This window comes from Peteryoungia algae, assembly GCF_030369675.1.
GTDB classification, from domain to species: Bacteria; Pseudomonadota; Alphaproteobacteria; order Rhizobiales; family Rhizobiaceae; genus Allorhizobium; species Allorhizobium algae.
In genome coordinates this window covers 2,243,333-2,263,122 of record NZ_CP128477.1, presented here as the reverse complement: position 1 = coordinate 2,263,122, position 19,790 = coordinate 2,243,333, and the positions used below count along the sequence as shown (strand labels likewise).

The window sequence follows — 19,790 nt, the reverse complement described above, 5'->3', positions numbered from 1 at the left end:
ACTTTGGGAGGAAACCATGCTGAAGAGTGCCCTAGCCGTTTCAATTCTGGCGCTGACGGCCGCCATGCCTGCCCATGCCGACGCGATTTCGGACGCGATGGCAGAGGTCCAGAAATATGCTGGCGAAAAGACCGCCTGGGATGGTCCGACCAGCGGCCCGACCGCTGCCTCGGCCAAGAAGGTCGTCGTGCTCGCTGCCGACATGAAGAATGGCGGCATTCTCGGCGTTACCAATGGCATCGAGGAGGCTGCTGCCAAGATCGGTTGGGATGTCACCGTTCTCGATGGCGCAGGATCCGTCCAGAGCCGTGCCGGGGCCTTCGGCCAGGCGCTTGCCCTGAAACCCGATGGTATCATCATCAACGGCTTTGACGCGGTCGAACAGCAGGCAGCCCTCAAGCAGGCCTGCGATGCCGGTATCCCGATGGTGAGCTGGCATGCCGGTCCAGTCATCGGCCCGGATCCGGCCAACTGCCTCTTCGCCAATGTCTCCACCGACGCCATGGAAGTCTCGGCCGCCGCCGGAAAATGGGCCTTTGCCGATGCGGGCGGCAAGCCGGGTGTCGTGATCTTCACCGACTCGACCTATGCGATCGCCATTGCCAAGGCCGACAAGATCAAGGAGACAATCGAGAAGCTCGGCGGCACCGTGCTCGAATATGTCGATACGCCGATTGCCGACACGTCCAACCGCATGCCGACGCTGACCACTTCGCTTCTGCAGAAGTATGGTGCCAGCTGGACGCATGCGCTCGCGATCAACGACATCTACTTCGATTTCATGGGGCCGAGCCTGGCTGCGGCCGGCATTCCCGGTGATGGCGCGCCGAAGGCCGTCGCTGCCGGTGACGGGTCGGAGTCCGCCTATCAGCGTATCCGGTCCGACCAATATCAGGCCGTCACGGTCGCCGAGCCTCTCAACCTGCAGGGCTGGCAGTTGATCGACGAGTTGAACCGCGCCGTCAGCAAGGTAGAGTGGTCGGGTTACACCTCGCCGCTGCATGTCGTCACCAAGGCGAACATCAGCTCCGACGGTGGTGACAAGAACATCTTCGATCCCGGTAACGGTTACCGTGATCAGTATGCCAAGATCTGGGGCAAATAAGAATTTGCTCTTCGCGGCCGGCACAAGCTCCTCCGTGCCGGCCGCGACCAGTTGAAAATCTGATCAGGGAACAGATGCATGAGCAGCTTCTTCGAGCCTTCGGCGCTACTCACGGACAAGGGCGTGCTCGTCATGCTGCAGGCCGCGATCGACACGGCCTCCGGGATGGGGCAGCCGCAATGCATCGTCATTGTCGATCAGAGCGGTGTCGTGCTCGGGTCCTTCCGCATGAAGGGTGCCCGTTTTCTGTCGCTGAAAAGTGCGCTGGCCAAGGCCCGAACGGCCGCGTCCATCAATGCGCCGTCGACCGCCATTCCTGAACATGCGCGCGTGCTCATTTCGGGCGCCACCCAAGGCGAAGTGACAGGGCTCAAGGGCGGCCTGCCGATCCGCTTTGGCGGAGTTCTTGTCGGGGGTGTCGGGATCGGTTCCGGCAGCGGCGACCAGGATGAGGAGGTCGCGCGCGCAGCCCTCGATGCCATCGGCGCGGATCCCGTTTCCAGCGGCTGAAGACAATTTTTGGCGAACCTGTTGATCAGGACCTGGCCGCATGGTGGATGCGCCTTCGCGCGCATCAGGATGCCGGAAGTTGGTCATTTGACGGGCGTTGGGCGCGCCTCTGTCGTCAGGCATCCCTTTCCCAGTACCAGGCAACGTATTGCCGCCGTCGATCGCGCTTTCGGTCAGCCAGGTGACGCTTGATCGTGCGAGTGTCCGCTTTCTCAGCCGCGAACCAGACAAAGGTGTTTTCGTCTACGGTATCGATCGCGGCCTTCACCCGGTCCACCAGACGGTTGCTGCCATGAGGGGCATAGGATGATCGGTGGAGCCACACGACCTCCACGAGACCCGGACCAAATATTGGTTGCTCCTCGCCGGCATTCTCGACCTCGATGATCGCTTTCATCGTCACCCCTGACGGTGCTTCCTCGACCATCCGCAGGATGGCGGGAAGCGCGCTTTCGTCCCCGGCGAAGATGATGTCCTGTGCTTCCGGCAAACCGCCGCCGCCAGGGCCCATGATCGCTATCTGCTCGCCGGGCATTGCATCGCGTGCAAAGTCCGCGCCGGGCGTGGTTATGCCTTCGGCCGGATGCTGCAGGATGTCGATGCAGACATGGTTTGCTTGCGGGTCGACGGAGCGGATCGTGTATAGCCTGACGACCAGTTCATCCTCGCCCTCGGGCCAGCCTATCCGGCCATTCTCCTGGAGGTTCGGCCAGACCGGCGCACGGCTCTTTGGCGGCACCAGCAACCGGACATGCATATTGCCGCCGATGAAAGGCGACACATCCGCAAGAGACAGGGTGACGCGTCGCATGCGAGCGGTCACGTCATGCGCTGACACGACCGTTGCCTCGACGAAACCGGGTGGCCTCACCTTCGGCGCGGGCTTGGACCATTCGAGCGAGAAAGGTTCGTCGCCCGCGAAATAAAAGAGGTGCTCGGCGAACATGGTGCGGGTTGTCGCCAGCGCTTCGTCGGAACTGGTGCTGATCTCGATTGCCAGATGGTGGTCCACGGTTGCGATGTCGATCGTCCAGTCCTTCGATTTGAGGGTGGCGATGCCGTTTTTCTGAACGACGTCCGAGTGCTCGACGAAATGTTCGCAGATCTCGTCGAGCATGACGCTGACATCGGCGGGGCGTGCGATGCCTGAAAGACGGGAGGGCTGAAAATCGGTCATGATCGTACCTGACGATTGGAAACGGGGGGCTGTTGCATGTGGTGACGTCCGATGGGAAGCATCATCGGTCTGTCCGAGGTCGGGTCGGTGAGGATTTTGCTTTCGAGACCAAAGACGTGGCGCACCATGTCCTCGGTCAGCACGAACAGAGGGTCCCCCGTCCGGAACGGCTTGCCGTCGAGCATGGCGACGAGATGGTCCGCGTAACGGGCCGCAAGGTTCAGGTCGTGCAGGACCATGACGATGGTCGTGCCGCGGGAGCGATTGAGATCCGTCAGCAGGTCGAGCACGTCAATCTGGTGGCTGATGTCGAGGAAGGTCGTGGGTTCATCGAGCAGCAGGATTTCGGTTTCCTGCGCCAGTGCCATGGCGATCCATGCCCGCTGCCGCTGGCCGCCGGACAGTTCGTCCACCGGACGCTCTGCAAGGTCTGTGGTCCGGGTGGCCTCCAGCGCGTCCGCAATGGCTTTGTCGTCAACCTTGGTCCAGGAGGCAAAAAGACCGTGATGCGGGTGTCGGCCCCGGCTCACCAGATCCATGACCGTGATGCCTTCCGGCGCAATGGGGGACTGCGGAAGCAGGCCGAGCCGCCGGGCCAGTTCACGGGTCGGGAGCCGGTGGATCGCCCGGCCATCGAGCAGGACTTCGCCGCTCTGGGGCTTGATCAGCCGCGACAGGGCCTTGAGCAGAGTGGACTTGCCACAGGCGTTGGCGCCGACGATCGCGGTGATCCGGCCTGAGGGAATGACGAGGTCCAGGTCCTGCAGCACCCGGTTCTCACCATAGCCGGCCGAAATCGATTGCGCCTCGAGGCGGGAACCGGTCATTGCGTGCCTCCACGGCGGTTGTTCCGGATAATCAGGGTGATGAGATAGGGCGCGCCGAGCGCGCCGGTGACGACACCGACCGGGTAGCGGCCAGGAAGCAGAAACTGGCCGACGAAGTCTCCGATCAGAACCAGCAAGGCGCCGACCAGGCCGGCCGGCAGGAGGATGGAACTGCGCCGCCCGAACATGCCGGTGGCGATCGGGCCCGCGAGAAACGCAATGAAGGCGATCGGCCCGGTGACCGCGGTGGCCATGGCGATCACTCCCACCGCTGATATCATCACGATCAGGCGCGTCGCTGGAACATCCACCCCGAGAGCCGTCGCCGTCTCGTCACCCGTTCGCATGGCTTCGAGGTCACGCGCCTTTGAGAGGATGAGCGCACCGAAGACAAGAAGGGATGCCATCACCGGGACGCTCTGCTCGAGCTTTGCCCCATTGAGGCTGCCGGTCAGCCAGCGCATGGCTTCCTGGAGGGTGAAGGCGGGTGCGCGGGAAAGCGTATAGGCAATCATGCTTTCCAACATGGCTGAAACGCCAATCCCGACGAGGATGAGGCGCGCGCCGGCCACGCCGTTTTTGGCCGAGAGCCCATAGACCACCAGCGCGACCGCCAGGCCGGCGCCCACCGCGAGCACGGAGACGGCCGGGCCGCTCAGCGATAGTGTCACGATGGCGAAGACTGCTGCGGCACTGGCTCCCGACGTAATGCCGATAATGTCGGGGCTGGCGAGCGGGTTGCGCAGCATGGTCTGGAAGGCTGCGCCGCCCAGCCCAAAGCTGATGCCAGCGCCGATCGCGAGGACAGCCCGTGGCAGACGCAACTGGCCGACAGTGAAATCGGCTCCGGGAACACTCTCGCCTGCCAGCACGCGAATGACCTCGTCGAGGGGCGTGAAGGTCTGGCCTGCCATCAGCGTCAGCAGAAATCCGAGCGCCAGCAGAACGAGCATGAGTGCCAGCAGTGTATGGCGACGTCGGGATTGACGGCCTCGGCTCGATGCGATCATCGCAGCCGTCAGCGGAGGGATCCGGAGGTCGTTCACAGGTCTCTCACCTTCTGTCGCCGAACGATGTAGATGAAGAAGGGTGCGCCGATCAGGGCGGTGACGACGCCGACTTCCAGCTCGGACGGACGTGCCGCGAGGCGTCCCAGAATATCGCTCGCGGTCAGCAGAATGGCGCCCCCGAGGGCCGAAAACGGCAACAGCCAGCGGTGATCCACGCCGACCAGAAGCCGACAGGCGTGGGGAACGACGAGGCCGACAAAGCCGATGGGACCGCAGACGGCTGTCGTCGCGCCGCAGAGCATTACGGCACCAAGCGTCGCCAATCCCCTTGCAAGCGCAATGCGTTCCCCGAGGCCGGCTGCGAGTTCGTCGCCGAGGGCCAGCGCATTGAGCCGTCTTGCGGAGAGGAGGCAGAGGATGAATCCGATCAGGAGGAAGACATAGACGGGTTCCATGCGCTCGAACGTGGCGCCGCCAACGCCCCCGATCTGCCAGGACCGAATGCCGCCGGCAATGTCTGCCCGGGGAAGAACGACGGCGATGACCAGCGATGAAAAGGCAATCGACGTCGCGGTGCCCGACAGTGCGAGCTTCAGCGGTGTCGCACCACCGCGCCCCATCGAGCCGATGACGTAGACGAATATCGCAGTGGCCGCAGCGCCTGTGATCGCGACCCAGATGAAGGTGAGGGCGGAACTCATGCCGAACCATGCGACGCCGACCACAATAGCAAGCGAGGCGCCAATGTTGATGCCAAGAATGCCGGGATCGGCAAGTGGATTGCGCGTGACGCCCTGCATGACCGCTCCCGCGAGGCCGAGGGCCGCGCCGGCCATAACGGCGAGGATGGTCCGTGGAATTCGGGTCGCTACTGCCGCGCGATCAAGTGTCGAGGTGTCGCCCGCGATTGCGGCCAGAACATCGGCCACTGGGACATCGCGCGTGCCGATCATAAGCGACAGGATCGCGACCGCGATGCCCATCGCGACGACTGCACCGAGCCAGATCAACCGGCCGGTGTCTGCCACGCGACCGGGCGATTGCCGGGGCGCCTGATGTCTCGCAGGTGCCGTCATTCCGTCTTTCTGGCCGCTTCCGCCAGCATGGCGACATAGGCGGGCAGGACCCAGGTGATCGAGAGCGGCGTGGGATTGGCGGCGGTGCCGACAGGGTCGCGGCCCAGCATGACGATGGCATCGTGCTTGACGGCCGGCATGTGGGCGAGCAGGGGATTGGCCTTCATGGCCTCGATCAATCCACGATCGCCATAGGTCACGAGGATGTCGACGTCGTCGAAAAGGTCGATCTGTTCGGCACTGATCGAGCCGGCAAAGCTGCCGGTGGAGGATGCCTGGACCACGCTTTTCGGCGGAGAGAGACCGAGATCCCCAAAGAAGCGGACGCGCGTGTCCTGCGTCGTGTAGAAATTCACGATGCTCAGATCACTGGCGTCGAGATGGGTGACGAACATGGCCGTCTTGCCCCTCAGTTCCGGATATTTCGCCACCTCCATGGCAATCTTCCGCTCGATGTCTGCAATCAGCATTTCGCCTTCTTTGGCGAGGCCGAGACCGGCGCTGTCGAAGCGGATCATCTCGCGCCAGTCCGTCGACCAGGGCGCCTGTGGATAGGCAATGACGGGGGCGATCTGGCTCAATGTGTCGTAGTCGGATTGGCTGAGCCCCGAATAAGCGGCCAGAATGACGTCAGGCCGGGTGCCGGCGACAGCTTCGAAATCGATGCCATCGCCCTCATCGAAGAGCTGCGGGGCTTGGGCATCAAGTTCCTTCAGACGCTCAGCCACCCAGGGCAGCAAGCCATCGCCATCGTCATCGCCGAAATTTGCCGCAGCCATGCCGACTGGAACAATGCCCAGAGCGAGAGGCACTTCATGATTGGCCCAGGCGACTGTCGCCACGCGGTTCGGCCTTGTGGCAATGGTGGTATTTCCGAGCGCGTGCGAGATCTCGAGCGGAAAGGCTGCCTGGTCGGCAGCTCGCACCGAGATGGTCCAGGGCAGGCAGAGCAGGGCGGTGGTGAGCGCCACATGATGCAAGTTGATCCGCATGGGTCTCAATCATCCCTTGTTTAAGTTGAGTGTCCCTCTCAGCTTCACGATGTGGGGTCAAGCTTTTTAGACCCTGGTGGTGAGGTGCCTCTTGATTTTCCGGAGGAATTTACAAAAAAGGGGATTCTACAATACTGGATTAAAATTATCCAGTTAATGGCCGTTGGACCGAATGAGGGTTCAATCTGCGTCTAGCCGGGCTTGCGGACATGGCCAAAGGAGACTGCAAATTGACCCTGCATGTCGGTTGGCTCCCGACGATGATCCCTGGGGTTCGTCGAGACGGAATGTCTGAACGTCAAATTCTGGAAACATCATGATCAGAGTCATTTCTTCCCGAGGCACGAGCCGAGCTTCCATCCGCCAGCGCACTGCCGTTCTTCTCGGTTGTACAGCTTTCATTGCCTTGATGCCTGCAATTGCCGGGGCGCAAGATGCTGAAGCCGATGGCGATTCCACCGTGCTGCAGACCATCACGGTAGAGGGCGCCGGCCAGGGCGACGCGGATTCGAAGACGGTGGTTGCCAATCGATCGAGTGCCGTCGGCAAAATGCCGGGTGAAATCCTGACGACACCGGCGACCGTTTCGGTCATTACGTCGAAGGAAATCGAGCAGCGCGCCGCAGATTCGGTCGAGAAAGTGGTGCAGTACACGGCGGGCGTGACGACCGACTATTACGGCTCGGACGACCGTTTCGACTACGTCAAGATCCGCGGTTTCACACCCTTCACCTATCGCGATGGCCTCATGGTCGGAAGAACCTGGACCGGCGTCAGGGAAGAACCCTACGCATTCGAACGACTGGATGTCCTCAAGGGCGCGAATTCTACCGGGTACGGCGTTTCCGATCCGGGTGGAGCGATCAACTATGTCACGAAGACCCCGCGTAGCGAGCGTTTCGGAGAAGTTTATGGCACTACCGGTTCCTTCGCGCATAAGGAAATGGGCTTTGACTTTGGTGATAATCTCACCGAGGACGATACGCTCTCCTATCGTCTGACAGGCAAGGTCCAGCGTGCCGACGGCGAGTTCGACTTTTCAGAGAATGACGAGAACTTCATTCAGGCCGGGGTGACCTGGCGTCCGACGGACATGACTGCCTTGACATTCGTCTTCGATCACCTGGGCCGCGATGGCACGCCCAGTGGCGGCGGTCACCCGCTATACACCGATTTCGACCGAGATCGCTTCTTCGGCGAACCGGACTACAACTACAATTCAACCAATCGCAACACCTACAACTTCCTGTTTGAGCACGATTTCGGCAATGGCCTGTCTCTCGGCTCGAATGCTCGCTACAGCAAGTCCAAAACCGGTTTCGGCTATGCCTATATCTGGGACGCATCGGGGGCTGGCAGTCTCGCCGATACCCTGGCGAACCGCAATTACTTCGGCAGCGAGCGCTCCACCGAGCAGTTTGTCGCCGATGCTCATCTTCTCTACGAGGCGCAATTCGATCAGGTCGAAAGCCGCACGCTCGTCGGCATCGACTACAGCAGTCTCGATTCGACCGGGGCCAACTACTATACCGCCGCTCCGCAGATCGATTGGGCAAATCCCGTTTATTCGGGCGGCCCGGGAGCCTTGTCACCCTATAGCAATTCGCAGCAGGATCAGGCCACTCGAGCCGTATACCTTCAGCAGGACCTCATCTTCTTCGACCGTGTCACCGCCAGTGTCGGTTTGCGCAATGACTGGCTCAAGCTCGACGACAGAAATCTCCTGACGAACACGACATCCAGTGGTGACTACAGCGAGTTGAGCAAGCGTGTCGGGCTCAGCTACAAGATCACCGAGGAGCTCGCAACCTATGTCAGCTATGCCGAATCCGTTGCGCCACCGAGCACCGGAAATGAGCCGACATACGGGAAGCAGTACGAGGCCGGGATCAAGTATCGTCCGGATGCATTCCCTGCGATAATCACCGCGTCGATCTACGACCTGACGCTGGAGAACATCACCACTTACGAGGCGCCCGTCTATCTGCCCAACACGGTCGAGGAAATTCACCATCGCGGGCTCGACCTCGAAGCGAAGGTCGAGTTGACTTCGAACGTCAGCCTGATCGCAGCCTATTCCTATATCGATTCACAGATTGTCGATGCAGGCGGCACATATGATGGAAAGCGATTTGCCCAGGTGCCGGAGCATATGGCGTCGCTCTGGGGTACCTATACCCTTGCAGGAGAGGGTGATCGAGGTGACATGACGTTCGGGGCCGGCGCCCGGTTCACCGGATCCTACTATTTCGACAACGCGAACACACGGAAGTCGGAAGGTGCGGTCATCTTCGATGCATCCTTATCCTACGCGATCAAGGAGAACACGAACTTCCAGCTGAACGTCAGCAACGTGTTCGACGAGAAGCATGTCGCCAACAATGATGGTGGAGCACTTTACTACAATCCGGGACGCACCATCTACGCGACCATCCGCCAGACCTGGTAAGTTCAACGGGCCTCGTCATTTTCGCAGGTGACGGGGCCTATTTTTCAATTGGCCTGATGTGTGCGCCGCCAGGCGGCGGGGGTGTCGCCGGTCACTGCCCGGAAGACCTTGGTCATGTGCGCCTGGTCGGTGAAGCCGAGCTGGCCGCTGATTTCGGCGATGCTCATCGTTGTGTCGCCAAGCAGCTTTCGGGCGAGGTCGATGCGGCGCGCCAGTTGCCACTGGAGCGGGGTCATGTCCGTCGTCTGCCGGAATACGGTCGCGAACCAGCTTTCCGACAGGCCAACCACATCCGCCATTTCCTTCACGGCAAGGCGCCGCCCGCCGCAATGGGCGAAGTAGGTCGAAAGCCTATTCAGTTGTGCCTGGGTCAGCCGCCCACCGGCGGCCGCGCCACTTGTGTCACCCGCCTGCAGATCCAGGAACCCGGTGACGATGCTGCCGATCAGGTTCTCGGCAAAGGCCGGGTGCCGGACATGGGTCGAGAGCTCCTCGACAACGAGGTCCGCGAGACTGGTCAATGGTCCAGGGTCGTGCAGTTCAGCCGGCTGTTTCAGGGTTGCGCGAGCAGCCGACGCGCCGATCACAGGCGAGATGTAGCGCATCAGGCGATCGTGGTGCAGATGCAGGTCGAGGTGGGAGAAGCGGTGACGCCGCGTGAACCTTGTCCACATCGGAACACCCGCTGGCACATAGATCGCCCGTGCCATTCCCCGCTCACCTTGGTCGGTTGCTCCGCGTTGATCGGCCACCTGAATGTGGCTGCTCACATCGTTGAAGAAGAACATGATGCGTGGATCGGGCGACACATAGTAGCCACTGGCACCTGCATGGCCCTCCGCATCCCAATGGACGCCGACAATGCCGTCGAGGCAACGCCATTTGGCTGGCAGGAGTGCACGAATTCCGTCCAGCTCGGCCTGCATCTGGTGTAGATAGGTCAACTCTCTCGCCTCTCGCCCATCGTCGCTCGCCTGCCCCGCTTTCAAAAACAGCGGTAGCATTTGCCGGAAAAACGTCGCGGGTCAAGAAATATGACTAAACTTATCATATTTATGATCGCCGGCATTTGCCGTGCTTCCGGCAGGACGAGCTCGAGCAGCGTGGAACGTCCAAACGGATTGGACAGTTCACCGGCTGATTTCAGATTCGATCATTTCCCGCCATGTTGCGCTGTAGTTGTCGAGCCCGGGAATGGTTTCGTTGACAAGACGGAGTGGTGATGATGGCCGGATCCCGGCGAGGAGGGCCGCACCCGAGGACGTGCCAGTCTGGGAGGGTGATGCGTAGACAGGTCTTCCTGTCAGGCTATGCAGGGCCGCAACAAAGACGCGGTTCGATGTGAAGGGTCCTTCAACGATTATCGACCCCTGGGAACTGATCATGTCGAGGCAGGTCACGGTCATCAAGGCCTGGTAAAGACTGGCTGCGGCCCGGCGCTCTGCCGCATTCTCCGGCTCCAGATGCCATCGGCCTTTCATCTGCGGAAACGGTCCGGTGCCGCTCACGCTGCTCGGCAACAGCATGCGCTTGTGCGAGACCACGTCTGCGACGGCCGCCCATTCCGCTTCCGCCGTGACTGCTGCCAGGTCCTTCGTCACGATTTCCCATTCGCGGCCGCCCATGTAACGCGCGGAGGGTACGGCCGTGCCATAGGCATCAACATTGGCGAGTGTGTCTCGTTTGCTGTCCAGCGCGTCAGGCTTTGCGCCGGGCGCAAAGCAGATGACCCATGTGCCTGTCGAAACGACCGTGCAGGGAAGGCCGAAGTCAACGAGGTGAGGCAGGAGCGATGCATTCGAATCGTGAATGCCGCAATAGACCGGCACCGATTTCGACAGGCCGATCTTTTGTGCGATTTCCGGGCGGATATCGCTCAGGATATCGAATGCGGAACGGATGGGCGCCATCTTGTCAGCAATATCCAGGCGGTCGACGAGAGCCGAGTAGCTGTCTGCGAAGGGACGCCAGAGATCGGTATGGCACCCAAGTGACGTCTTCTCGTTCGCGGCAACACCCGTCAGGCGAAATGCCCAGTATTGCGGATAGGTGAGGATGGTCGATACGCGTGCGAACTCTTGCGGAAAGCGGTCGCGCTGGAAGTGGAACTGTGCACCGAGATTGAGCCCTCCGGTGAGACGGGGCGAAAAACTTTCGTCGAAATTCGGTCGGATCAGGTCATAGGCCCGGTTCACCTCGTCCGGGTAGACATATTCGTAGTCGAGCACCGGGAGCGCCAGCGCGCCCCTGTCGTCGAGCAGGGCCGCGCTCGCGCCATGAGTGGTGATGGAAAGGGCGTCGAATCCGGGATGACCTGCAAATTCGGACAGGGTCTCCAGGATGAAGGTCCATAGCCGCTCCGTATCGAAATGCGGGTAGGGTGGGCTGGCGAGCACGATATTGGCAGTCTTGCGGACTGCCACTTCCGCGCCCGTCCGGGCATCGACGATAACCACCTTGGCGTTGGTCTTGCCGATGTCGATGATGGCTATGCGCTCGAAGGATACAGTCATGGCATATGGAAGACGGGCTTCAGGTCGATCGTCCATGGGGAGTTGTCCGGGTTGGTCTGCATGATGTCTGCCATGTGGGCCCACCAACGTTGCATCACGGGATGGGAGGGCAGGTCTGCCATGTCGTGGGTCTTCGTGCGCGTCAGGACGCCGATCAGCAGGCTGGTCTCCGGATCGAGATGGATGGTGTAGTCGCTGATTCCGGCTTCATGCAGAAGATTGACCAGATCCGGCCAGATCTCGTCATGGCGCTTGCGGTATTCCGCTTCCATGCCGGGATTGAGCTTCATCTTGAAGACGTGCCGCTCGGTTTCGCTCATCCGGCGTTCCTCGCATTCTTGATCCGACGCGCGATGATCGGCAGCGCGATGGTGATGATCAGCAGCAGGCCAATGAAGATGGACATGACGATGCCGGGCACGTTGAGGAGGCCGAGCCCGAAGGTGACGAGGCCCATGACGAAGGCGGCGATCATGACGCCGGCAATCGTTCCGGAACCGCCAAGGATCGAGACCCCGCCAAGCACGACCATGGTGACGACTTCGAGCTCCCAGCCTTGCGCGATCGAAGGGCGGGTGGAGCCGAGGCGGGATGTCAGGCAGACGGCGGCGATGCCGCTCATCAGTCCGGTCAGCAGGAAGAGGATGAACTTCACCCGTTCGACCGGGATACCGGAGAAGCGCGCGGCCAGGGGGTTCATGCCGATGACATAGACATGGCGGCCGAAGTTCGTCCGATGCAGCAGGATGGCGAAGAGACAGGCCACGATCAGGAAAAGGACGAATTCGAAGGAGATGACCCAGAAGACATAGCCTTGTCCGAAGAAGGCGAAGTCTGTCGGATACTTGCCGAAAGCCTGATCGCCCAGCACGAGATAGGAAATGCCCCGGAAGAGGCTCATCGTGCCGATGGTGACGACGATCGACGGCAGTTTCAGGCCGGCAACGAGCAGGCCGTTGAACGCGCCGCATGCAAGACCGGTGGCAATTCCGATCGCAACTAGGCCGGGGGCGCCGATCCCGAACTGGGCGGCATATCCCATGGCGGTCGAGGCGAGCGCAATGATCGCGGCGACGGAGAGATCGATTTCGCCTGCGATGATCAGGAGCGCCATGGCGAAGGCAATCAGTGCCTTTTCGGTGAAGTTGAACGTCGCGTCTGACAGGTTCCAGGCATTGAGGAAGTAGGGCGAGGCCAGCGAATTCGCAACAAAGATCAGTATGGCGACAGCAAAGAGGAGAACCTCCCAGCTGCCCAGCAGGCGGCGGAACGGTGTCTGGAGACGATCGGGAATGACCCTTGTCTCATGGGTTTGGCTGGTCGACGTGCTCATGCTGCCCCCTCTGTTCTGGCCGCGCGATCACGCAGGATGATACGTCCCTTCTTGCGTTCGGCTCGCGCGTTGAACACCACGGCAAGAACGATGACGATGCCGGAGATCGCCATCTGGGCAAAGGGAGAAATCCCGATGACGGGCAAGGCATTCTTGATCACGCCGAGGAAAAGGGCGCCCAGCACCGTGCCGATCACGGTGCCGATCCCGCCGGCGATCGAGATGCCGCCGATGACGCAGGCAGCAACACTGTCGAGCTCGAAACCTGCAGCAATATCGACATAGGCGACGGCGTAGCGCGAGACCCAGAGATAGCCGGAGAGACCTGCAAGAGCGCCTGACAGCACGAAGGCGAGGAAGCGGGCGCGACCGACATCGATGCCGGCATAGATGGCAGCGACCGGATTGCCGCCTGCGGCATAGGCTGAGCGGCCGAAGGGGGTGCGGGCCAGGATGAACCAAATCAGCAGGATGACTGCGATGGCGACCCAGGAGAGGATCGGCAGGCCCAGCACAGGCAGGCGCGGCACGCCGAGAAAGTCGGGCTGCATCTGGTGGGCATTGACCCAGGCGCCGCTCGACAGGACGAAGCTCATGCCGCGGTAAATGGTGAGCGTTCCCAGCGTGACGACGATCGGGGGGATCTGCAAAGCCCAGACGAGGAAGCCGTTGATTGCTCCAAGCGCTGCGCCAATCGCGATCGCCATGAGGACGAGGAGGGCAAGCGGCATGCCGGGATAGGTGCTGTCCAGCATCGCGACAGCCATGCCGGTGAAGGCGAGATTGGCCGCCACCGAGAGATCGATCGACTTGGTCAGGATGACCACCATCTGGCCGAGCGCCAGGATGATCAGGATCGAGGTGTCGTTGAAGATGTTGGCCAGGCTGGCGGGCGAGGCAAAGTTCGGCGCGCGCGTTGTGAAGCTCAAGATCATGCCGATGATGATCAGGGCCAGCAATATTTCCCGGTTCTTGAGCAGGTTTTGCATTGTCATTCCTTACGCATTGCCGGTCGCTGCGCGCACAAGCGTCTCGGCCGTCAGGCTTTCACGCTCGAAGATGCCAGCCTGCAGGCCTTCGCGCATCACCAGGACGCGGTCGGACATGCCGAGGATTTCAGGAAGCTCGGAGGATATCATGATGATTGAGAGGCCTTCCGAGGCAAGCTCGGAGATGAAGCCGTGAACAGCCGCCTTGGAGCCGATGTCGATGCCCTTGGTTGGCTCATCAAGAATGATGACCTTGGGCGAGGTGGCAAGCCACTTGCCGATCACGACCTTCTGCTGATTGCCGCCGGAGAGCGTGCCGACCGGAACAGAAAGCGCGGCGGCCCGCAGGTCCAGCCGCTCGGCGAAGCGACGGGCCAGATTCAGCTCGTTGGTTGCCTTGAGAAACCCTGACACCGAGGTCCGGATCAGCGAGGGCAGCGACATGTTCTGATAGATCGGCAGTTCGAGCGCCAAGCCGTGACGGCCACGTTCCTCGGGCACGTAGACGATGCCGGCTGCGATCGCGTCCGAGGTGTCTCGAATGGTGATCTCCCGGCTTTCGAGTTGCAGCGTGCCGGATTTGGGGCGGGTAATGCCGAAGATCGATTGGCAGAGTTCGGAGCGGCCCGCACCGATCAGGCCGTAGACTCCAAGGATTTCGCCCTTGCGCAGGTCGAAACTGATGTCGCGGAATTCGGTCTCGTGGCTGTAACCGCGGACGCTCAGGACCGGCGCGCCGATCACGGCCTCGGTCTTGGGAAAGACGTCGTGTACATCGCGACCGACCATCTGCCGCACGATCTCGTCCTGGGGCGTGTCCTTGAGAACGCCGGAGCCGACCATGCGGCCATCCCGAAAGACGGCGTAGTTGTCGGCGATCTCGTAGAGTTCGTCGAACTTGTGACTGATGAAGAGGATCGCCTTGCCCTGGCGTTTCAGGCCTTCGACGATGCGGAAGAGATCGTCGATTTCCTTGCGGGAAAGTGCCGCCGTCGGCTCGTCCATGATGACAATGCGGGCGTCGACCGAAAGGGCGCGGGCGATTGCTACCAGATGACGCTGGGCGATCGAGAAGTCCTTGAGTTTCGTCGTGGGATCCATGTCGCTTTCCAGCGCCTTCATCAGGACGCGGGAGCGCTCATTGATCGTGCGCCAGTCGATCAGCCCGAAGCGGGTCCGCGGTGCGTGGCCGAGAAAGATGTTCTCGCCGACGGTCAGCTCATCGAACAGCACCGTCTCCTGATGAATGGCGGTGACGCCCGCATCGATCGCATCCTGAGCGTTGGCGAAAGTGGCCGGCTTGCCGTCGATCAGGATCTCGCCTTCGTTCGGGCGATAGATGCCGGTCAGGATCTTGACGAGCGTCGACTTGCCGGCGCCGTTCTCGCCGATGAGTGCGGTCACCTTGCCCGGATAGAGGGCGATGTCGACCCGATCCAGGGCCTTCACGCCCGGGAAGATCTGCGAGATGCCCCGCATTTCGAGAACGGGCTCGCCAGCCGGGATCGCGCCCGCCGCGAGCTTGGCAGATTGAACGGTCATCATGTGCTTACCAAATGAGTGAAATCCCGGCGGCTCGGGCCGCCGGGTCTGGTCCGCCGAGATCAGAAGATCTTGGAGAATTCCTCGATGTTCGAGGCGTTGTAGACGAAGGGATCAGCCATGGCGGCTTCGCCACCGTCACCGATCTTGATCTTGCCCATGCGGCCGGCTTCGATTTCCGAACCCGGAGCAGCATCGGTCTCACCCTTGGCAAGGCGATAGGCGATCTGGGTTGCGGAATAACCGAGGTCGATCGGGTTCCAGATGGCGAATTCCTTCGTTGCACCCGACTGGATGGCACCCGCCATTTCGGAGGGGAGGCCAAGGCCGGTGACATAGACGTCGCCGATTTTGCCTGCATCCTTGACGGCCTGCGAGGCCGCGAGAACACCGACTGTCGTCGGGGCGACGATGACCTTGACGTTGGACTGCGAGGTCAGGAGGCCATTGGCTTCCCGGTAGCTCTTGTCGGCGAGGTCGTCACCATAGACTGTCGTGACGAGGTTCAGGCCGGGGAAGTCCTTCAGCTGCGCCTTCATTTCCTCTATCCAGATGTTCTGGTTCGTGGAGGTCGTCGTGGCCGACAGGATGGCGAAGTCACCCTTGCCGTCTGGCAGGTGGTTTGCCGCGAGCTGCAGGCACATCTTGCCGATCAGCGCGTTGGAGGACGGGTTCAGGTGCATGATGCGGCCTTCGGCTGCGACGCCGCTATCCCAGGAGATGACCTTGATGCCGCGGTCCATGGCCTTCTTGAGGGCCGGGACAACCGCATCCGGGTCATTGGCGGAGATTGCGATGGCATCGACGCCCTGCGCGATCAGCGAGTTGATCACTTCGATCTGGCCCTCAGCCGTGGTCGAGGTCGGGCCGGTGTAGATGACTTCGACGCCACCCAGCTCCTGGGCGGCTTCCTGAGCGCCCTTGTTGGCAGCTTCGAAGAAGCCGATGCCGAGCGATTTGACCACGAGTGCGATCTTCATGTCGGCGGCCTGCGCAGCCGAGCCCATGGTCGCGAGTGCAATGGCCGCACTGGCCAGCAAGATTTTCGTCAGTTTCATGTTTTCCTCCCAGGTTGATGAACTGCTTTTGCCTTCCTCCCGGCCGCCTCCTCTATGCGACCGACGAGGTATCCTCCCTTGCCGAGGAAGCCATCGGCTTCACGGTCATGAGCCTTACGCCGGCGTCGGTGACCATGGCGGCCGCCTCGTCGGAAATTCCGTCGTCAGTGATGATCGTGGAGACCTTGTCGAGCGCACACAGGATCAGGCTTGATCGCTTGGCGAACTTGCTCGAGTCCACCATGACGATGAGCTCTTCGGCCTGGCGGACAAGTTTCTGCTCGCTTTGGATGACGAGCGCATCCGATTCCATCACCCCCAGCGCATTGATCCCCTGCGCCCCAATGAAGATGCGGCGGGCGTAGAAATTGCGGATCGCGTCGTTTTCGAAGGGGGACAGGATCAGGCTCTGATCCCGATAGATCGCGCCGCCGGGAACCGAGACCGTGCATTTCGAATGCTTCACCAGATGTTCGGCGATTGCGAAAGAATTGGTCATGACCTGCAGGCGGCGGGCCGACATGAAATGCACCATCTGAAAGGTGGTGGTGCCCCCATTGATGATGATCGAATCGCCTTCTTCGCACAGATCGACCGCAGCGCGCGCTATTGCGCGCTTCTTGTCGATATTGACCGATTCGGAGACGCGAAAAGGGCGGGCGGCGAGATTTCCGAGCTGCGGCGGATGGACGGCTTCCGCGCCACCCCGTACGCGTCTCAGTTTTCCCTGTACGTGAAGTGACGCAATATCCCGGCGGATCGTGGCCTCCGAAGCCTCGGTCAGCTCGGCAATATCCTGCACCGTGATCACAGGCTTTTCCTGGATCGCGCTCAGAATAATGCGATGGCGTTCACGTTCGTGCATGGGGTCCTCCTGATGGTGATTTATTCGCAATGTTTTTACGCTGTCAATCAGAAACGATCAAAAATAATAATATTGCAACGCACAATGAAAAGAAATGATCGAAATTGATTGACAATTGGCCGAGCCCTGCGCGATACCTTCGGACACAAGGAAGATGGTCTGCCAATGGCGGTCCGTGAGGCATATTTGCAGGGAGGAAGAACATGACGGCTCAAACCCGCCTTCTCGAAAGCCGTTGGGATGATGAGCATGCTGCAACGCTCGATGAGCCCGGCAAGCTTCTCTATCGCTCCAACCTGCTCGGTGCCGACAAGCGCATCACCAATTACGGGGGCGGCAACACATCCGCAAAGGTGATGGAAATCGATCCGCTGTCGGGGCAGACGGTCAAGGTTCTCTGGGTCAAGGGATCGGGCGGCGATGTCGGCACGATCAAGATCGATGGTTTCGCGACGCTCTATCAGGACAAGCTGGAAGCGCTGAAGGGTATCTACCAAGGCGTCGCGGACGAAGACCGCATGGTCGGCTTCCTCCCGCACTGCACCTTCAACCTCAATCCGCGCGCGGCCTCGATCGATACGCCGCTGCATGGCTTCGTGCCCTTCACACATGTCGATCACATGCATCCCGATGCGATCATCGCGATCGCGGCTTCGAAGAATTCCAGGGAACTGACCGCAAAGATCTTCGGATCCGAGATCGGCTGGCTGCCCTGGCGCCGTCCCGGCTTCCAGCTCGGTCTCGATCTCGAAGCCTTCGTGAAGGCAAACCCTGCTGCCAAGGGCGTGGTTCTCGAAAGCCACGGCCTGTTCACCTGGGCCGATGATGCCAAGGACTGCTATCTGCTGACGCTTGAAATCATCAACAAGGCGATCGCATGGTTTGCGAAAGAGACCGAAGGCAAGACCATCTTCGGCGGCGCAGTGTCGAAGGCCTTGCCCGCCGAGGAACGTCGCGCGATTGCTGCGCGCCTGATGCCGGAAATACGGGGGCGCATTGGCACGGGTGAGCGCAAGCTGGGTCATTTCGACGATCAGGATGCCGTGCTCGAATTCGTCAATTCAAAGAGCCTGCAGCCGCTCGGCGCGCTCGGGACGTCCTGCCCGGACCACTTCCTGCGCACAAAGATCCGACCGCTGATCGTCGATTTCGATCCGGCAAAGCCTGATGTGGACGCCGTTCTTGTTGGCCTCGACAAGGCGCTCGAGGCCTATCGCGCCGATTATACGCGTTATTACGAGGCTTGCCGTCACGACAATTCGCCCGCCATCCGCGATCCGAACCCGGTGATTTTCCTGGTTCCCGGCGTCGGCATGTTTTCCTTTGCCAAGGACAAGGCGACAGCCCGGATCGCCGGCGAGTTTTACGTCAATGCGATCAATGTGATGCGCGGTGCCTCGACCGTTTCCGAGTATCAGGGGCTGCCAGAGCAGGAAGCCTTCGACATCGAATACTGGCTCCTTGAAGAGGCGAAGCTGCAGCGCATGCCGAAGCCGAAGAGCCTTGCTGGGCGGGTTGCCATCGTCACAGGCGGTGCCGGCGGGATTGGTCGGGCAACGGCGGACCGGTTGATGGCCGAAGGGGCCTGCGTGGTGCTGGCTGATATCGATGCCGATGCGCTCGACCGGACGGTGGCGGATTTCCGGAAGCGTCACGGTGCCGACGCCGTGCGCTCTGCGCAACTCGATGTGACGCGCGAAGATGCGGTTATCAAGGCATTCGCGGAGACCTGCGTGGAATTCGGTGGCGCCGACATTCTCGTCTCGAATGCCGGGATTGCCTCGTCGGCACCGGTGGAAGACACCACGCTTGCGATGTGGGACAAGAATATCAGCATCCTGGCAACCGGTTATTTCCTGGTTTCGCGGGAAGCCTTCCGCCTGTTCCGGCGTCAGGGGCTCGGCGGTAATATCGTCTTTGTTGCTTCGAAGAACGGCCTTGCCTCGTCGCCAAATGCGTCGGCCTACTGCACGGCCAAGGCGGCCGAGATTCATCTCGCCCGTTGCCTGGCGCTCGAAGGTGCCGATGCCGGCATTCGGGTAAATACGGTCAATCCGGATGCCGTGTTGCGCGGCTCGAAGATATGGACCGGTGAGTGGCGCGAACAGCGCGCGGCCTCTTCGAAGATCGAGGTGGACGATCTCGAAGAGCATTACCGCAAGCGGTCGATGCTGAAGCTCAACGTCTTCCCGGAAGACATTGCCGAAGCCATCTACTTCCTTGCGTCCGATCTTTCGGCGAAATCGACCGGCAACATCATCAATGTCGATGCCGGCAATGCGCAAAGCTTCCCGCGCTGACATTTCGCGAGGGCGCGGCGCGGGCGCCGCAGCGGAAGGCGGTT

General features: G+C 61.0%; 17 protein-coding genes. 4 read left to right on the top strand and 13 right to left on the bottom strand.

The genetic code is table 11. The features are described 5' to 3' along the window. Window positions 1-16: 16 nt before the first annotated feature. Window positions 17-1,105, top strand: coding sequence for a substrate-binding domain-containing protein (locus tag QTL56_RS10945; protein WP_245135696.1), 1,089 nt, complete (start codon window positions 17-19; stop codon window positions 1,103-1,105). 78 nt (window positions 1,106-1,183) lie between these two features. Then, on the top strand, window positions 1,184-1,615 hold the full coding sequence (locus QTL56_RS10940; RefSeq protein ID WP_245135697.1) for a GlcG/HbpS family heme-binding protein: 432 nt from the start codon (window positions 1,184-1,186) through the stop codon (window positions 1,613-1,615). 115 nt (window positions 1,616-1,730) lie between these two features. Here the strand turns inward: QTL56_RS10940 and QTL56_RS10935 are convergent, their stop codons facing one another. The 5 genes from QTL56_RS10935 to QTL56_RS10915 are packed head-to-tail and all read right to left on the bottom strand — an operon-like array spanning window position 1,731 to window position 6,697. Beyond that, the gene (locus QTL56_RS10935) at window positions 1,731-2,792 is read right to left on the bottom strand and encodes a DUF2218 domain-containing protein (protein WP_245135699.1); all 1,062 of its coding nucleotides are present in this window, start codon (window positions 2,790-2,792) and stop codon (window positions 1,731-1,733) included. Continuing rightward, window positions 2,789-3,619 carry an ABC transporter ATP-binding protein gene (locus tag QTL56_RS10930; protein WP_245135700.1) on the bottom strand — a complete coding sequence of 277 codons (831 nt, stop codon included), beginning with the start codon at window positions 3,617-3,619 and terminating at the stop codon, window positions 2,789-2,791. Before QTL56_RS10930 ends, QTL56_RS10935 begins: the two co-directional genes overlap by 4 nt. Further along, window positions 3,616-4,629, bottom strand: coding sequence for a FecCD family ABC transporter permease (locus tag QTL56_RS10925; RefSeq protein ID WP_245136612.1), 1,014 nt, complete (start codon window positions 4,627-4,629; stop codon window positions 3,616-3,618). The genes QTL56_RS10930 and QTL56_RS10925 overlap by 4 nt, the downstream gene beginning before the upstream one ends. A gap of 32 nt (window positions 4,630-4,661) precedes the next feature. Next, complete coding sequence (locus QTL56_RS10920) at window positions 4,662-5,705, bottom strand: FecCD family ABC transporter permease (protein ID WP_370660282.1); 1,044 nt, start codon at window positions 5,703-5,705, stop codon at window positions 4,662-4,664. Continuing rightward, window positions 5,702-6,697 (bottom strand): iron-siderophore ABC transporter substrate-binding protein, encoded by a 996-nt coding sequence (locus tag QTL56_RS10915; RefSeq protein ID WP_245135702.1) that lies wholly within the window; start codon window positions 6,695-6,697, stop codon window positions 5,702-5,704. Before QTL56_RS10915 ends, QTL56_RS10920 begins: the two co-directional genes overlap by 4 nt. 316 nt (window positions 6,698-7,013) lie before the next feature. Here QTL56_RS10915 and QTL56_RS10910 point away from each other — a divergent pair, with 316 nt between their 5' ends. Continuing rightward, window positions 7,014-9,146 carry a TonB-dependent siderophore receptor gene (locus QTL56_RS10910; protein ID WP_245135703.1) on the top strand — a complete coding sequence of 711 codons (2,133 nt, stop codon included), beginning with the start codon at window positions 7,014-7,016 and terminating at the stop codon, window positions 9,144-9,146. 44 nt (window positions 9,147-9,190) lie between these two features. Here the strand turns inward: QTL56_RS10910 and QTL56_RS10905 are convergent, their stop codons facing one another. The 8 genes from QTL56_RS10905 to QTL56_RS10870 all read right to left on the bottom strand — a co-directional run bounded on the left by QTL56_RS10905 (window position 9,191) and on the right by QTL56_RS10870 (window position 17,446). Beyond that, window positions 9,191-10,090, bottom strand: a complete 900-nt coding sequence (locus QTL56_RS10905; RefSeq protein ID WP_370660281.1) for a helix-turn-helix domain-containing protein — start codon at window positions 10,088-10,090, stop codon at window positions 9,191-9,193. 186 nt (window positions 10,091-10,276) lie between these two features. Beyond that, complete coding sequence (locus QTL56_RS10900; RefSeq protein WP_245136615.1) at window positions 10,277-11,659, bottom strand: FGGY-family carbohydrate kinase; 1,383 nt, start codon at window positions 11,657-11,659, stop codon at window positions 10,277-10,279. After that, window positions 11,656-11,979: an L-rhamnose mutarotase gene (rhaM, locus tag QTL56_RS10895; RefSeq protein ID WP_229574839.1), complete on the bottom strand. Its 324-nt coding sequence runs from the start codon at window positions 11,977-11,979 to the stop codon at window positions 11,656-11,658. Before rhaM ends, QTL56_RS10900 begins: the two co-directional genes overlap by 4 nt. After that, entirely contained in the window at window positions 11,976-12,992 is a 1,017-nt protein-coding gene (locus QTL56_RS10890) for an ABC transporter permease (RefSeq protein WP_245135706.1), read from the bottom strand. Before QTL56_RS10890 ends, rhaM begins: the two co-directional genes overlap by 4 nt. Beyond that, the gene (locus QTL56_RS10885; RefSeq protein WP_245135708.1) at window positions 12,989-13,981 is read right to left on the bottom strand and encodes an ABC transporter permease; all 993 of its coding nucleotides are present in this window, start codon (window positions 13,979-13,981) and stop codon (window positions 12,989-12,991) included. Before QTL56_RS10885 ends, QTL56_RS10890 begins: the two co-directional genes overlap by 4 nt. Window positions 13,982-13,990: 9 nt before the next feature. Next, window positions 13,991-15,526, bottom strand: coding sequence for a sugar ABC transporter ATP-binding protein (locus tag QTL56_RS10880; RefSeq protein WP_245135710.1), 1,536 nt, complete (start codon window positions 15,524-15,526; stop codon window positions 13,991-13,993). A gap of 59 nt (window positions 15,527-15,585) precedes the next feature. Then, window positions 15,586-16,581 (bottom strand): rhamnose ABC transporter substrate-binding protein, encoded by a 996-nt coding sequence (gene rhaS, locus QTL56_RS10875; RefSeq protein ID WP_229574834.1) that lies wholly within the window; start codon window positions 16,579-16,581, stop codon window positions 15,586-15,588. Window positions 16,582-16,633: 52 nt separating this feature from the next. Next, on the bottom strand, window positions 16,634-17,446 hold the full coding sequence (locus tag QTL56_RS10870) for a DeoR/GlpR family DNA-binding transcription regulator (RefSeq protein WP_229574832.1): 813 nt from the start codon (window positions 17,444-17,446) through the stop codon (window positions 16,634-16,636). 203 nt (window positions 17,447-17,649) lie between these two features. Here QTL56_RS10870 and QTL56_RS10865 point away from each other — a divergent pair, with 203 nt between their 5' ends. Further along, window positions 17,650-19,746 (top strand): bifunctional rhamnulose-1-phosphate aldolase/short-chain dehydrogenase, encoded by a 2,097-nt coding sequence (locus tag QTL56_RS10865; protein WP_245135712.1) that lies wholly within the window; start codon window positions 17,650-17,652, stop codon window positions 19,744-19,746. Window positions 19,747-19,790 lie beyond the last annotated feature (44 nt).